Below are 14,930 nucleotides of genomic sequence, written 5' to 3'. Positions count from 1 at the left end.
CATTACCGCTCCCCCATCGACTCTGAAAACGTCTTGGTGATCGGTTTCGTCAGGTAGCGCAAGACAGTTTTGCGGCCCGTGTTGATTTCCACGGTGGCCGTCATGCCGGGCTGGATCAAAATCGGCTCGCCATTCTTGCCCATCAGATTGCGCCCGCTGGTCTTGATCTGCACGCGGTAGTACGGCTGCTCGTTGCCCTTGTTATCCTCGCTCAAAGTATCCGCGCTGATATAGCTGACGGTGCCGCGCAGGCGGCCGTAGATGCCGTAGTCGTAGGCGTCCAGTTTCACGGCCGTGGGCAGGCCGGGCTTGATGAAGGCGATGTCGGCCGGCTTGACTTTCGCTTCGATGATCAAGTCGTCGTCCGTGGGCACGATTTGCAGGATTTCCTCGCCCGGCTTGGCCACGCCGCCCAGGGTGGTGAGCCGCACATTGCGCACGATGCCGTCGGTGGGCGCGTAGATATCCGTCGAACCCAGCTGCTCCTTGCGCTGCGTCACCGTTTGCAGCACGCCGGCCAGGTCTTCCTGGGCTTTCACCAGGTCCGTCTGACTATCTTGCAGGTATTTGTTGCGCCGGTTGGTGATCTGCGCCTGGATGTCGACCACTTGGCGCCGCAGTTTCAGCACTTCGGCGCGGCTGACATCGCCCGTTTCCAGCAGCGGCAAGTTCATTTCCAGCTCTTCCTTGATCAGTTTCATGGCGCTTTCCAGCGAGCTCACTTCCGCTTGCACGGCGCCCTGGCGCTTGCTGAACAGGGCCAGCTGGTTGGCGCGAAATTCCGGGAACGCCTGCAGCTCGGACGGGAATTTCGGCGTGCCGCCAAACACTTCCGCCTGCAGGCGCGCCACAGCCGCCTTCAGCCCGGCCGCCTTGGCCGTGCTTTCCAGGTAGCTCGTCTCGGCCCGTGTGCGGTCGAAGCGCGCCAGCAGTTCGCCCTTTTTCACCACGCTGCCTTCATGCACGCGCAGCTCGGCCAGCACGCCGCCATCGGCCACCTGGATGATCTGATTGCGCGAACTGGCGATCACCTGGCCATTGGCGCGCGTCACCTGGTCCAGCTCCGCCCACGATGCCCAGGCGATGACTCCCGCCAGCGCTAGCGTGCAGCTCCAGATCAGCAGCCGGCTCCGTTTCGCTTCTTCCCGCGTTGCCACTTTGGCCAGTTTCATGCCACGGCTCCTTGTGCCACCGGCGCAGTTGCGGGACTGGGTACGGCCTGTGGCTTGCCCGACAGCTTGGACAGGACAAAGTCGCGCGGGCCGTCCAGCAGCACCCGTCCCGCCTGCAGCACCACCAGGCGGTCAAGCAGGGGCAAGAGGGCGTTTTTGTGCGTGGTGGCGACCATCGTCACGCCTTCGGCCGCCAGTTCGCCCAGCAGCCCGACGATGCGCGCTTCCGTTTTCGCATCCATGGCACCCGTCGGTTCGTCGAGCAGCCAGATGCGCGGCTTGGCCAGCAGCAGGCGCGTGACGGCGATCAATTGGCGCTGGCCGCCCGACACGCCCCGTCCTCCTTCGGTGATGCCCAGCGCCAGTCCCCGTGGCTGGCCCAGTATCAGCTCGATCAAGCCCGTGCGTTTGGCCGCCGCCAGGATCGCTTCCTCGCCCGGGTCGGCCAGTCCCAGCAACAAGTTGTCGCGCAGGCTGCCGCTGAAGAGCCGCGTTTCCTGCGGCAGGTAGCCGACCATTTCGCGCACCACGGCCGGCGCCAGCAGGGCCATGTCGACGTCGCCCAGATACACCTTGCCTTCGGCCGGCTGGTACAGGCCCGAAGCCAGTTTCAGCAGGGTGCTCTTGCCCGAGCCGATGGCGCCCACCAGGCCGACGCGCTCGCCAGGGCGGATGGCGAGACTGTCCACTTCCAGCGCCACCTTTTGCGCGCCGCCATACGTAAAACGGATGTGTTCGAAGCGCAATCCCGTATCGAGGCTGCGCGGCGTCAGCGCGAACTGCGCACTGTCCGCCTCATTGGGCAGGCTGATGACCTGTTCCAGGCCGTCGATCGAGGCGCGCGCATGCGCCCATTGCACCATCACGGCGGGCAGCTGCACGATGGGCATCAGAGCGCGGTTGCTGATGATGGTGCACGCCATCAGCGCGCCCATGGTCATCTGGTTTTCCGCCACGAACCACGCCCCCATGGAGATCAGCGCCACGTTGGTCAGCTGCTGGAAGGCGGCCGTGATGTTTTGCGACAGGGCCGCATAGTCGCGGATATTCTGCTCCGCGTGGCTGCTCTCGGCCACCAGTTCGGCCCAGCGCGCCTGCATCATCCATTCGGCGCTGCTGCCCTTGAGCGTTTCCACGCCATCGACGGCTTCCACCAGCAAGCCCGCCTTGCGGTTGCTGGCGTTGAGGTTCTTGCGCGTGTGGCTCTCGATGGCGCGCTGGAACATCAGGCCGCACACGAGGGCCAGCGGCAGGGCCACCAGCGGCACGACCACCAGCCAACCGCCGATGATGGTGATCATGGCGAGAAAAATCAGGGCGAAGGGTACGTCCGTCAGCACGAACAGCGACGTCGACGTGAGCACGCCGCGCACCATTTCAAAGCCTTTTACTTGCGCCGCCAGGGTGCCGACGGAGGCGGGGCGCGCTTCCATACGGATGCCCAGCATGCGCTGGAAAAACCACTCGGACAATTCATGGTCGACGTCATTGCACGAGTGGTCGACGATGCGGCTGCGCACCTGCTTGAGGATGAATTCCAGGCCGATCGACAGGGCCACGCCCACCACCAGCACCCACAGGGTGCTGAAGCTCTGATTGGGAATCACGCGGTCGTACACCTGCATGGAGAACAGCGAGGTGGCCATGGTCAGCAGGGTCACCAGCGCGGTGGCCAGCACGGCGTCGACAAATACGCTTTTTTTCAACCACAGGGCGTTGCGCACCAGGCCCAGCGCGCCGGGGCGGGCGCCGCTTTTTTCGCTGCGGCGCGGCAGGCCCACGCAAGCCAGGCCGGCCAGTGTCGCCAGCTGCAAGGCGCGTCCATCGATGCTTTCACCGCGCCAGGCGCCGTCGGCGCCGCGCGACTGCAGCAAGCCCCAGCCCGTGCTGGCGCTGTAGACGGCGAATGGCAGCTCGCCCGGCGTCGGCTGGTGCAGCGGACGCGCCACGCCTTCCAGCCCGGCTGCCTGCCAGATGGTGGTAAGGATCACACTGGGCGCGCCGTTGTCATCGACGTCATCGAGCTGGCGCTGCAGGTCGGCCAGGCGCGCGGCGGGCACGTGCTGGCCCGTCAGGCGCGCGGCCCGCTCGGTGAGTGTCAGCAAGCCATGTTTGATGGAGGTATCCACGCTGTCTCCTGTTGGCATCATGTCGGTGTCAATTCTGGCGCGCCAGGCTTGCCGGCGCCGTGCGCCCGGCCAGGGTGCCCGTCTGCGCGGCCAGGCGCAGGCTGGCGGCAATCGCTTGCGCACGCGTGTCCTCCAGTGAAAACTGCGCCTGGGTCGCTTCGCGCACGGCGTTGAGCACGTCGTTCCAGCTCTTGCGGCCGATCACGTACTGGCGCGCATACGATTCGAACACCTGCGTCGAGGTGGTGCTGGCCTCGCCCGCATTGCCCAGGCGCTGGCGGCTCGCTTCTGCCTCGTTCCAGTCCAGCGTGAAACGCTCGCGCACCTCGCGTTCGGCCACATCGTGCGCCGCGCGCGCGCCTTCGCGCCGGGCGACGGCGGCGTCCACGCCAGCCTTGGCCGACAGGCCGGCGCCCGGCTGCGCTTGCAGCACCAGCATGGCGCGCGTGCGGTTGTCGGCATTCATGCCGCCCGTCGGCTTTTCCATGCGCAGCACCACTTTCGGCATGTAGGCCGAGCGCTGCAGGGTGATGTCGGAATCGGCGGCCTGCGCCTCGAACTCGAGGCGGTGCAGGGTGGGGGAGTAGGCTATGGCCTGGCGCATGACTCTTTCCAGGCTGGCGTCGGGCAGCGGTTCGCCCACGCCGATGCCCGTGGCGCTGACCAGGCGCACCGGCTTGCCGGCCAGTTGCGACAGCTGCGCCAGCGCGTTCTCCAGCGCCTGGCGCGCAGTCGACACGTCGTTGGCCGCCTGGTAGGCGCGCGACTCGGCCAGGCGCTGGTCCGTTTGCGAACTGACCGACTGCACCACGCGGCGCTTGATCATGTCCAGCAGGCGCTGGTGCTCGGCCAGGCCGGCTTCGGCCGAGCGCACGCGCGCCGTCTGGCGCAGCGCCTCGGTGTAGGCGGCGATCACGCGCAGGGAGAGGGTCAGGCGTTCTTCTTCGATGGCCGCGCCGGCCGCGTCGACCCGGCTGCCGGCGGCATCGATGCCGGCGTCGATGCGCCCGCCGCTCCACAGCGGCTGCTCGATGCGCACCACGCCGCCCGTTTCCTGCGAACCGGTGGGCACTTCGGCCGACAGGCTGGGAAAACGCTGCCACTGCGCCGCATCGAGGTCGGCGCGCGCGGCCGCCTGCGCCGAGCGCTTGCCCTGCACGGCGGGATGGCTTTGCAGCGCCTGCTGCAAGACCTGGTCGAAGCTCCAGGCGGTGGCGCCCTGGGCATGCGCGCAAGACGCCATGGATGCGATTGCCAGGGCCGCCAGCAAGGCTGCGATGCGTGGCAGTAAGGACAATGCTGGGAAACCGCGTAATCTCATCCCGTGCTTTTCTGGCCCAAGGCCTGACGCATTTCAAGGTATGGGCGGGAGCGCGCTGTTTTGCGCTCCCGCTGCCGTGCCAGGCGCGGCGCCTGGCGTGGGTGCACGGCTTCAGACGACGAAGTTGGCCGCCGTCAGTTGCGTGATGTTTACCCCGCTCAGCAGCACCAGCGCCGTGTCGATGGCGTTGGCGTTGCTCAGGTCACTCGAGTGATACACCGTCACGGCGCCACTGTTTTGTGCATCGGCGATGACGATGTAGCCCTGTCCCGACAAGACGCTGTTGTCGGCCGCGATGGCGCTGGCCGCCGCGCCGATCGACACGGACGTGCCGTCGAAGATGAACAGGTTGTCGTTGCCAAAGTCCGTGCTCAGATTGACGCCTACGGCCACCGCTGCCGTCAGGTCGGCGATGGCCGACATGTCGATCACGTCGCCGCCGGCGGCCGGCAGGCCGGTGCTGAAGTCGGCCACCGTCAGCGGGTTGTGCAGGGCATTCTGGCTCAGCACGAACAGCTGGCTCGCATCCGTCAGGTCGGCCAGAGCCTGCGCCGCTGCCGCCGCTGCGGCATCGGCATTCGCCGCCACCGTCAGCGAGCCCGCGTCCGTCAGGTCTGCCTGCGCCTGCGCTTGCAGGGCGGCGGTGGCTGCCGCATCGGCGGCCAGGTGCAGGGCGCTGGCGTTCGTCAGGTTGGCCGTCTGCGCCGCGGCCAGCGCCGCTGCCGCTGCCGCATCGGCGGCCTGGGTGAGTGCCACGGCATCGGTCTGGTCGGCGATGGCTTGCACCGCGGCGGCGTGGGCGGCATCCGTATTCGATATCACCGCCAGGGCGTTGGCGTCGGTCTGCGCGGCGAGAGCATTTGCCTGCGCCAGGGCGATGTCGGCTGCCTGCGCGTCGGCATGGGCTTGGGCTGCCGCCGCGTCATCTGCATAGGCCGCGTTGGCATTGGCATGCGCCTGCGCCGCTATTGCTGCCGCGCTGGCGGCGGCGGCATCGTCGGCTTGCGCCGCTTGCAGGGCCAGCAGGGATGCGGCTGCCTGTGCCTGCGCCAGCGGGGCCGCCGCATCGGCCGCATGAGCTGCCAGCGCGGCGGCTGCCGCGCTGTTGGCGTTGAGCGTGGCAGCGGCAGCCGCCGCATCGTCGGACTGTGCCGCCTGCGTGAGTGCCAGCGAGATGGCGGCAGTGGCGGCCGCGGCCGCTGCTGCGTCGTCGTCGTTCTGCGCCGCGGTGGCCGCTGCCAGCGCGCTGGCAGCCGTCGCTGCCGTGGTGATGGCCAGGGCATCGGCGGCGATGGCTGCTGTGTGCGCGGCGGTGGCGGCGGCGGCATTCGCCGCTGCCTGATTGGCGGCCGTGTCGTCGGCTTGTGCTGCCTGTGCGGCAAGCAGTGCGGATGCCGCTGCGGCGGCGCTGGCGGTGGCTGCGGCATCGGCTGCTGCAGCGGCCGTGGCAGCCGCTTGCGCCAGCGCTGCGGCAGCGGCGGCGTCTGCTGCAGCCTGGTCGTCGGCGACGGCAGCGTTGTGTGCTGCCTGGGCGTTGGCCGCATTGGCCGCTGCCAGCGCGGCTGCCGCATCATCGGCCTGCGCCGCTTGCGTGGCTGCCAGGGTAATGGCGGCCGCGACGGCCGCTGCTGCGGCCGCAACATCGGCGTCATGCGCGTTTTGCGCCGCCAGCTGGGCGGCCGCTGCAGCGGCGGCGCTGGCGGCGACGTCGGCGTCGGCGGCCAGGGCTGCATTCAGCGCCAGTTGTGCATTGGCGGCGGCCGTGGCGGCGGCTGCCGCCGTGGCATCGTCCGCCTGGGCATTGAGCGTAGCGGCCAGCGAGATTGCCGCTTGCGCCGCTGCCGCTGCCGCAGCGGCATCGGCATTTTGCGCCGCGACCGCCGCCGCATGCGCCGCAGTCGCATTGGCAGCAGCGGTGGCGGCCGCCGCATCGTCGGCCTGGGCCGCTGCCAGCGCCGCATGGGCCGCTGCCGCATTCGCATTGGCCTGGGCCGCATCATCGGCCGCACCCTGGGCGGTGAGGAGGAGGTTCAGTTTCAGCGTCCTGTCATTGTCGGCATCCGTGGCGTTGACATCGGCCGTCACGGCGGCGTTCAGGTTGGCAATGGCCGCGTTGAGTGCGGCATGGGCGTTGAGGGCCGCTGTGTCGGCCAGTTGCGCCGCCAGGGTTGCCGCCGCCGAGAGCGCGGCCGTATGCGCGGCATTCGCGGCGGCATCGTCGGCAGCCAGCGCCGCGCTGGCTGCAGCCAGTGCATTGTTGGCTGCCGTTGCAAGAGCGGCCAGCCCTACATCGGCCACCAGCGCGGCATCGGCAAGCAGCTGTGCGGCTGCCGCCGCGGCTGCCGTGCTGGCCGCCGTGGCGTCGGCGCCCAAGGCGGCATTGGTGGCGGCGAGCGAGGCGCTGGCCGTCAATATCGCCGCGTTGAGTGTGCTTGTGGCCGCACTCAGGGCTGCCTGGGCGTTGGTCGCCGCCGTGGCTGCTGCTGCGGCGAGGCTGTCGTCGGCCAGGGCCTGGTTCAGCGCGGCCAGTGCGTTCGCTGCCGCTGTCGCAGTCGTGCCGACGGCGAGATCGGCTGCCTGCGCGGCTTGCGTGGCTGCCAGCGAGATGGACGCCGTGAGGGCGGCGGCGGCAGCGGCGATATCGTCCGCTTGTGCGTGCTGCGTGGCGGCGGCCGAGATGGCGGCGATTGCGGCAGCTGCCGCGGCAGCCGTGTCGGCGGCGCTAGCGGCAACGGCGGCGGCCGTTGCATTGGTGGCGTTCAGCACAGCCGCAGCCGCTGCCGCATCGTCGGCCAGGGCCGCATTCAGGGAGGCCAGCGCGTTGGCGGCGATGGTGGCGGCGCTGGCAGCGGCGTTGTCGACCGTTTGTGCAGCTTGCGCAGCAGCCAGCGAGGTGGCGGCCAGGGTAGCGGCCGTCGTCGCCGCCAGATCGTCGCTGATGGCGCTAGCGGTGGCCGCGCTCGCCGTCACGGCGGCGGCAGCCGTGGCGGTCGCATTCGCGTCCGCCTGCAAGGCCGCATTCAGGGCGGCCAGGGCATTGGCGGCCGTCGCTGCCGTCGCGGCGGCGGCGGTATCGGCCGCTTGCGCCGCCTGGGCCGCTGCCAGCGAGGTGGCAGCCACGCCGGCGGCGGTCGCCGCGAGTGTGTCGTCCAGCTGCGCCGCCGTGGCTGCCGCCTGGGAAGTCAGGGCCAGGGTAGCGGCGGCAGTGGCGGCATTGTCGGCCGCCAGCGCATTGTTCAGGGCTGTCAGGGACGCTGCGGCCGTGGCTGCTGTCGAGGCGGCAGCCGCGTCATCCGCCTGCGCCGATTGCGCGGCGGCGAGCGACAGGGATGCCGTGGTGGCGGCGACGGTGGCCGCCAACGCCGCCGCCAGGTCGAGCGGGTGGGCCGTCGAATAGGCTGCCAGCGCGGCGGCATTCGCGGCATCGTTGTTGGCGACGGTGGTCAGTGCGGCGGCATTCGTCAAGGCGGCCTTGGTGGCGGCCACGGTGGCGGCCGTGACATTGAGCGTGTGGGCGGTGCCCAGCAGGACGGCGTCGGTCAGGCCCGCAACCGTGGCGGCCGTCGTGGCGGCGGTGGCATTCACGGTCGCTACCAGGCCCAGGGCGACGGCGTCCGTCAGGTTGGCTGTCGTTTGTGCGGCGGTGGCGGCGGCCGCGTCGACGGTCGCCGTCAGCCCCAGGGCGACGGCGTCGGTCAGCGCGGCGGTGGCGGCAGCCGTGTTGGCGGCTGCCGTGGCGGCTGTCGAAACGCTGCCCAAGGCTACGGCATCGGTCAGGCTGGCGGTGGCGGCGGCAACGCTGGCGGCCGTGTTGGCGGCCGTTGAAACGAGGCCCAGTGCCACGGCATCGGTAAGATTGGCCGTCGTTTGTGCCGTGGCGGCCAGCGCTGCATTGGCCGTGGCGACCAGGCCCAATGCCGTGGCGTCCGTCAATGCAGCGCTGGCGGCAGTCGTGTTGGCGGCCGTGGTGGCAGCTGCCGAGAGCGTGCCCAGCAACACCGCATCGGTCAGGTTGGCAACATTCGTCGCCGTATTGGCGGCAGCGGCAGCGGCCGTGGCGATCAAGCCCAGTGCGGCGGCATCCGTCAGGTTGGCCGTTGCCTGCAAGGCGTTGGCGGCGGTCGCGTCGGCCGTGGAAATGAGTGCCAGCGCCGTGGCATCCGTCAGCGCCGCCAGGTTGGCGGCCGATGCGGCAGCCAGTCCATCCGCGGTGGAGATGAGGCTCAGCGCGATGGCATCGGTCTGGCCAGCGGTCGTGACGGCCGCGGCGGCGGTCGTATTGGCGGCCGACGAGACCAGACCCAGGGCCACGGCATCGGTCTGGTTGGCAAAAAATTGTGCCGTGGTCAGGGCATTTTGCGCCAGCGTATTGGCGGCGGTCAGCGTGGTGACCGCCACCTGGGCGGCAAGTTCAGCTGCTGCGTCGGTGGTAGAGACCAGGGTCAGCGCACCCGCATCGGTCAGCGCGGCTGCGGTGGCGGCAGTCGCGGCGGCGGCCTGTGCTGCGGCAGCTGCGCTGACGGCCGAGATATCGATCCCGCCTAGCAGGGCAGCCGCTTCCGCCGCCGAGACGGCATTGGCAGCCACGGTGATGAGCGCTCCGGCGTCGGTCAGGCCGGCGGTGACTTGCAAGCCGGCCGCCAGCACGGCATCGGCGGTAGAGACGCCGGCGAGAGCGAGGGCATCTGTCAGGCCGGCAGTGATATCGGCATTATCGGCATCGAGCTGCAAGGCATTGACGGTGGCCGTCAGGTCGATGACGCTGGTCTGGCCAGCCGTGACGTTGGCGGCCAGGGCGGCGAGGTTGGCCAGATTGAAAGCATTCAGGGCAACATTGACGTCCAGCAGGGACGCTTGCGCATTGGCGGCGGCCGCATCGGCATCGGCTTGGTCGGCGGCTTGCTGCAGGGCGACAACATCGGTCTGGTCGGCAACTGTTTGCGCATTGGCCGCATCGCTGGCGGCGGCTGCGTCGGCCGCCGCCAAGGCCGCCGCATCCGTCTGGTTGGCGGTCGTTTGCGCCGCCAGCGCGGCGGCGGCATCGGCGTCGGAAATCACTTGCAGCGCGGCGGCATCGGTCAGCCCCGCTTGCGTGGCGGCGCTGGCGGACGTGCTGGCGGCCGCATCGGCCGTGATTTGCAGTGCCGCTGCGTCGCTCAGGCTGGCCGTGACGACGGCATTCGCTGCCACGGTGGCGGCAAGGGCTGCTGCGGCGTCAAGTGCGGCGGCATCGGTGCTGGCGGCCAAGGCGGCGGCAGCCGCAGCGGCGGCGTCGGCATTGGAAATCACGGCCAGCGCGGCGGCGTCGCTCAGGCCAGCCTGCACCTGTGCGGCATCGGAGGCCAGGGTGGCGGCATCGGCGATTAGCCCCAGGGTGGGCGCATCCGTCATGTTGGCCTGTGTTTGCGCGTTTGCCGCGTCCGTGGCGGCCGCGTCGGCGGCGGCCTGCAGGGCGACAGCATCGGTGGCATTGGCGATCGAGGCATCCCAGGCGGCGATGCCGGCAGCGGCGTCCGCTGCCATGGTCAGCGTCACGGCGTCGGTCAGACCCGCTTGCGTACTGGCTGCGGCGGCGGCGTTCGTGGCGGCAGTGGCGGCGATGCCCAATGCCGCGGCGTCGCTGGCATTGGCGGCTGTCGCGGCATTCGCTGCCGTGGTGGCGGCGGCAGTTGAGGCGGCGGCGAGAGCGGTGGCATCGGTGGCGGCGGCCACGCTGGCGGCCGCGGCGGCGGTAGCCGCATCGGCATCGGAGATGAGTGTCAGGGCGGCGGCGTCCGTCAGGCTGGCCTGTATGCCGGCCGCGACGGCGGCGTTGGCGGCGGCCGTTGCCGCCAGGTCCAGCGCGGCGGCGTCCGTGGCATTGGCCAGTGCCGTGGCAGTGGCGGCAGCGGCGGCATCATTGGCCGAGATGATACCCAGCACCGCTGCATCGGTCAGCGCTGCCTGGGTATTGGCTGCGGCGGCGACCACATCGGCTGCATCGGCGATGGCTTGCAATGCCGGGGCGTTGCTTTGGTCTGCTTGCGTTTGCGCCGCATCGGCGGCGGCGTGCGCGGCGGCGGCGTTGGCGGCGGCCGTGGCGGCAGCCGCATCGTCATTTTGTGCCGACGTGGTGGCGGCCTGGGATATGCTGGCGGTAGCGGCCGCCGCAGCGGCCGCGCTGTCGTCATTCGTGGCGGCGGTAGCGGCCGCTTGCGCACCGGGGACGACGGCGGCCGTGCTGACTGCCAGCGTATCGTCACTGGTAGCACTATTGGCAGCGAGCAAGGCTGCTGCCGCAGCGGCGGCGGCCTGTGCCGCCAGTTGATCGGCGAGGATGGCGGCATTTGCCGCTGCCAGCGAAGCTGCTGCCGTGGCCGCTGCTGCGGCGGCGCTGGCATCATCGGCCAGGGCATTGTTGGCGGCGACGACGGCTGCCGCAGCGGCCAGTATGGCCGCGTCGGTCACGATGATGGTGGTGGATTGGTTTCCCGTGCCACCCTGGCCGCCGGTCGAGCCTCCCGTACCCGTGCCTCCCGTACCGCCCGTCCCGCCCGTGCCGGTACCACCGGTACCGCCGGTGCCCGTGCCTCCCGTGCCGCCGGTGCCCGTGCCGCCGGTCCCCGTGCCTCCCGTGCCAGTCCCTCCCGTGCCGCCCGTGCCCGCGCCCCCTGTGCCCGCGCCCCCTGTGCCGGACCCGCCGGCCGCGCCTCCGCCTCCGCCGCCTCCGCCAGCTGCGGCGGCAACCAGACCAAGGCCGCCGAGCGCACCCAGCACGCCGAGTCCACCCAGGCCGGCCGCAGCGCCGGCGCCGCCACCCGCGCCAACCGACGCGCCGGCAACGTCCACGACACTGCCGCTGGGGATGCCGGCGGCACCTGCGCCAGTGCCGGCCGCGCCAGCGGCGCCGCCATTGTTATCGCTTTGCGGAGTGCCGAGGTCGGCGCTGCCGGTGCCGGTGCCGGCCTGGCCGGCGGCCGCGCCACCGCCACCGGCGGCCAGGGCAGCTGCAGCCACAGCGGCGGCCGCGCCCAGGGCGCCGGCATTGCCGCTCTCGGCGCTTCCTGTGACTTCGACGACATTTTCAGGCGGCATGGTCTGGCTGGCGTCGCCTCCCTGTATGAGTTCATCGTCGTCATACTGCTTGCGCTCGCCGGTTTTTGGATCGACGGCTTTTTTTGCGGGCATGGCGATCTTGCTGCCAGCGCCTTCGGCATTGACGGGAACTTGTGCTGGATTTTGGATGGTGGCCATTTGAAATTCTCCAGAAGAGGTTATATATTCGTTAAATTTTTTAAGATATTAAAAAATTAATAATGTAATTCGTTTCCTTACTTACTCCGGCGTGGCTTGGGCCGTGGTCGAACTTAGGTGTTGCCGATGTTGATAGTGGCAAGTAAAACATAACTGGAAAAAAATCGCTGGCGCAAAAGATCGCTACCTCAGTAACATTAAAAATAATAATTTTGCACTTATTTCAGAGGGGGACTATTTCTTGTATTTTGTTTCGTCCGCCACTGGCTTGCCTGGTGATGCTCGCTCGCAGGACAGCGCATTTTCATGAGGTCTACACCTGCGCTCACTATAATGGGGGGTTTCATTTTTGAAACTTTAAATTCTATTTTGATCACTCTCCATGACCTTATTCTGTCAAGCTTTGCGCAAGGGAATAGTCACGAATTGTCACGGAATCGAGTATTTCTGCTGAGTTTGCTACCATGCGCCAGTATTTCTGCGCCCTTTATCCAAAAAGCCATCCCGCTATCGAATTGCTAGTTGTTGTTTTTTGTTCTCTGATTCTAAAATGTTATTGTAAATAAAATACGATGTAAATAATTATTTTCAATTTTTATATCTAATTAATACTATCGTTTGAATAGCCTTCATTTGATGCGGAGATTCGTTGATAATAACTATCAGGAAAGTAGCTATTATTTCAGGTGGCTGGGCGGTGCGGAAATAGAAAACGCCCCGACGGGCGGGGCGTTTTTGATGGGGTAGTGATCGTGCGCTGGTCAGCCTTCCTCGCGCCAGCGGCGCAGGCGGATGGCGGCGTAAATCAGCGCCCCGCCTGCCGCCGCACCCAGCCAGACGGCTGGCAGGGCCAGGCTGGACCAGGAATTGCTGAACACATCGATGCGTGTCATGTGCGATCCCCCTGCTGCCAGGGCGTACATTCGCGGCAGCAGTTCCGGTTCAAACAGATACCAACTGCCGGGGAGAGTACCCAGCAGGGCGCGTCCGATGACATTCATCTGTATCCAGTTGAGGTCGCTTTCCGTCTGCGTCAGCTTGCCGGCCCAGACTGTCAAGATGAGCAACAGCAGCGGCAGGCCGACGGCCCACAGGAAGACTTTCGACTTGGCCCAGCTCGAGACCATCAGCAACCAGCCAACCGTCGGCAAGGCCCACAGGCAATACACGGGCAGCAAGCCGAACACGCGCAGCGGTCCCAGGTACAGGCCGGGAGAGCCGAGCAGTTCGGCAAACACGTGGATGCCGTTGGCCGCCAGCACGCCGCTCAGTATCAGGATCAGGGCCAGCGAAGTCAGGCTGGCGGTGGCGGCCACGATCAACGGCGCGACCAGCAGGGCGATGGCCGCTTTCGACAGCACCGTCTGCGCATCCGAGATGGGCAGCGATTTCCAGAACAGCACGCTGCGGTCGCGGCGGTCGTCATGCAGGGCGCTCAGGCAATAGAAAAACACCAGGAAGCCCAGTGCCAGGAACAGCGGCGCCGCCGCGTACGTATAGTTGTTGGCGACGGCGTCGATGATTTCCGTGCGGCGCGGACCGAAGGTGCGGGTATTGAAGATGGTGCTCCAGGAAATTTCCTCGCCATTGACGATGAGCGCCGTGTGCATTTTGGTCCTTGCGACGGTCGCGGCCGCCATCAGGGCGCCCAGCACCGTCATGACCACGCCGATCAGGGCCGGCGTCCACACCAGCATGCCCTTGTGTTCCCACAGTTCACGCCGGAGCAGCCATTGCAGCTTGTTTGCAGAGGAAATACTCATTGGTACGATCCTTTCATGGTCGCGACAAACAGGTCAGCCAGGCTGGGCGTGCGTACTTCGCCCAGGGCGGCCAGCTGGGTGCGGGCGACGCCGTCGAATAGCATCACCGATTTGCCGAACACGCTGCGTTCGCTGATCGGCTGCAGGGCGCGCGCCGGATTGACGTGTTGCGGGCCCACCATCACCTCGATGTAGCGCTCGCCCACATCTTCCATGGTCGAGGCCAGCACGATCTTGCCGTCGCGAATGAACATCAGGTCGCTGAGGATGTGTTCCACTTCCTCGATCTGGTGCGTGGTGATGACGATGGTCTTGTTTTCATCGAAATAGTCTTCCAGCAGGTTCTGGTAAAACTGCTTGCGGTACAGAATATCCAGGCCCAGGGTCGGCTCGTCGAGCACCAGCAGTTTGGCGTCGATGGCCATCACCAGCGCCAGGTGCAACTGCACCACCATGCCTTTCGACATGGCCTTGACCTTCATTTTCGGCGCCAGCTTGGTGTGGGCCAGATAGCGTTCGGCCTTGCTGCGGTCGAAACGCGGATGCACGCCAGCAACGAAATCGATGGCGTCAGCCACGCGCAGCCAGCCCGGCAGGATGGCCACGTCGGCGATGAAGCACACGTCCTCCATCAGCGCGTCGCGCTGCACGCGCGGATCGCGCCCCAGCACCGACAGTTCGCCTTCGAAACCCGTCAAGCCCAGGATGGCTTTCAGGGTGGTTGTCTTGCCGGAACCGTTAGGCCCGATCAAGCCGACGATGCGCCCTGGCGCGATATCGAAGCTGATGCCATCGATGGCCACCTGCTTGCCGTACTGCTTGTGCAGGCCGCGCGCGCTGATGACGCTGTCCTTGTTCAATCCATTCATACGTTCTCTCCATGTGCGTCACTGTCGCGGCTCGCTTGCAGTAGTTGCTCGATGTCCAGGCCCAGTTGCGTGATGCGTTCCAGCATCGCCGGCCATTCTTCGCGCAGGAAGCGCTCGCGTTCACTGGCCAGCAATTTGTCGCGGGCGCCATCCAAGACATACATACCGAGTCCTCTGCGTTTTTCCACCAGGGCATCGTCGACCAGTTCCTGATAAGCGCGCGAGACCGTGATGGGATTCAATTGATAATCGGCCGCCACCTGGCGCACCGAAGGCAGGGCGTCGCCGGACTGCAGCACGCCATCGAGCATCATGCCCACCACCTTGGCCTTGAGCTGGCGGTAGATGGGGCTATTGTCGTTCCATTCCGCGCTCATGGGATGCGCTCCGACAAGGGCGGGGCGGGGCGGCGCGTGAAAAATGCTGTAGGCATCGAAGCTCCG

General features: G+C 67.4%; 7 protein-coding genes. All 7 read right to left on the bottom strand.

The window, feature by feature from the left end; genetic code table 11:
• Window positions 1-2 precede the first annotated feature (2 nt).
• Complete coding sequence (locus ACQ4W7_RS21130) at window positions 3-1,172, bottom strand: HlyD family type I secretion periplasmic adaptor subunit (protein ID WP_436533017.1); 1,170 nt, start codon at window positions 1,170-1,172, stop codon at window positions 3-5.
• The gene (locus ACQ4W7_RS21125; RefSeq protein ID WP_436533015.1) at window positions 1,169-3,301 is read right to left on the bottom strand and encodes an ATP-binding cassette domain-containing protein; all 2,133 of its coding nucleotides are present in this window, start codon (window positions 3,299-3,301) and stop codon (window positions 1,169-1,171) included. Before ACQ4W7_RS21125 ends, ACQ4W7_RS21130 begins: the two co-directional genes overlap by 4 nt.
• Before the next feature lie 28 nt (window positions 3,302-3,329).
• Entirely contained in the window at window positions 3,330-4,598 is a 1,269-nt protein-coding gene (locus tag ACQ4W7_RS21120) for a TolC family protein (protein WP_436533013.1), read from the bottom strand.
• Between the two features lie 135 nt (window positions 4,599-4,733).
• Window positions 4,734-11,855: a hypothetical protein gene (locus tag ACQ4W7_RS21115; protein WP_436533011.1), complete on the bottom strand. Its 7,122-nt coding sequence runs from the start codon at window positions 11,853-11,855 to the stop codon at window positions 4,734-4,736.
• A 761-nt stretch (window positions 11,856-12,616) separates the two neighbouring features.
• On the bottom strand, window positions 12,617-13,618 hold the full coding sequence (locus tag ACQ4W7_RS21110; protein WP_436533009.1) for a hypothetical protein: 1,002 nt from the start codon (window positions 13,616-13,618) through the stop codon (window positions 12,617-12,619).
• On the bottom strand, window positions 13,615-14,487 hold the full coding sequence (locus ACQ4W7_RS21105; protein ID WP_436533007.1) for an ABC transporter ATP-binding protein: 873 nt from the start codon (window positions 14,485-14,487) through the stop codon (window positions 13,615-13,617). The genes ACQ4W7_RS21110 and ACQ4W7_RS21105 overlap by 4 nt, the downstream gene beginning before the upstream one ends.
• Window positions 14,484-14,864: a GntR family transcriptional regulator gene (locus ACQ4W7_RS21100; protein WP_436533005.1), complete on the bottom strand. Its 381-nt coding sequence runs from the start codon at window positions 14,862-14,864 to the stop codon at window positions 14,484-14,486. The genes ACQ4W7_RS21105 and ACQ4W7_RS21100 overlap by 4 nt, the downstream gene beginning before the upstream one ends.
• Window positions 14,865-14,930: the final 66 nt, after the last annotated feature.

The organism is Janthinobacterium algoris (assembly GCF_051380935.1).
Lineage (GTDB): Bacteria > Pseudomonadota > Gammaproteobacteria > Burkholderiales > Burkholderiaceae_D > Janthinobacterium.
The sequence above is the reverse complement of the archived record's forward strand: the minus strand, read 5'-3'. Positions and strand labels throughout refer to the sequence as shown.

Bases quoted from the DNA above. Each gene is read 5' to 3' on its own strand.
- ACQ4W7_RS21130 (WP_436533017.1), bottom strand. From the start codon at position 1,172: ATGAAACTGGCCAAAGTGGCAACGCGGGAAGAAGCGAAACGGAGCCGG.
- ACQ4W7_RS21115 (WP_436533011.1), bottom strand. From the start codon at position 11,855: ATGGCCACCATCCAAAATCCAGCACAAGTTCCCGTCAATGCCGAAGGC.
- ACQ4W7_RS21110 (WP_436533009.1), bottom strand. From the start codon at position 13,618: ATGAGTATTTCCTCTGCAAACAAGCTGCAATGGCTGCTCCGGCGTGAA.
- ACQ4W7_RS21105 (WP_436533007.1), bottom strand. From the start codon at position 14,487: ATGAATGGATTGAACAAGGACAGCGTCATCAGCGCGCGCGGCCTGCAC.
- ACQ4W7_RS21100 (WP_436533005.1), bottom strand. From the start codon at position 14,864: ATGAGCGCGGAATGGAACGACAATAGCCCCATCTACCGCCAGCTCAAG.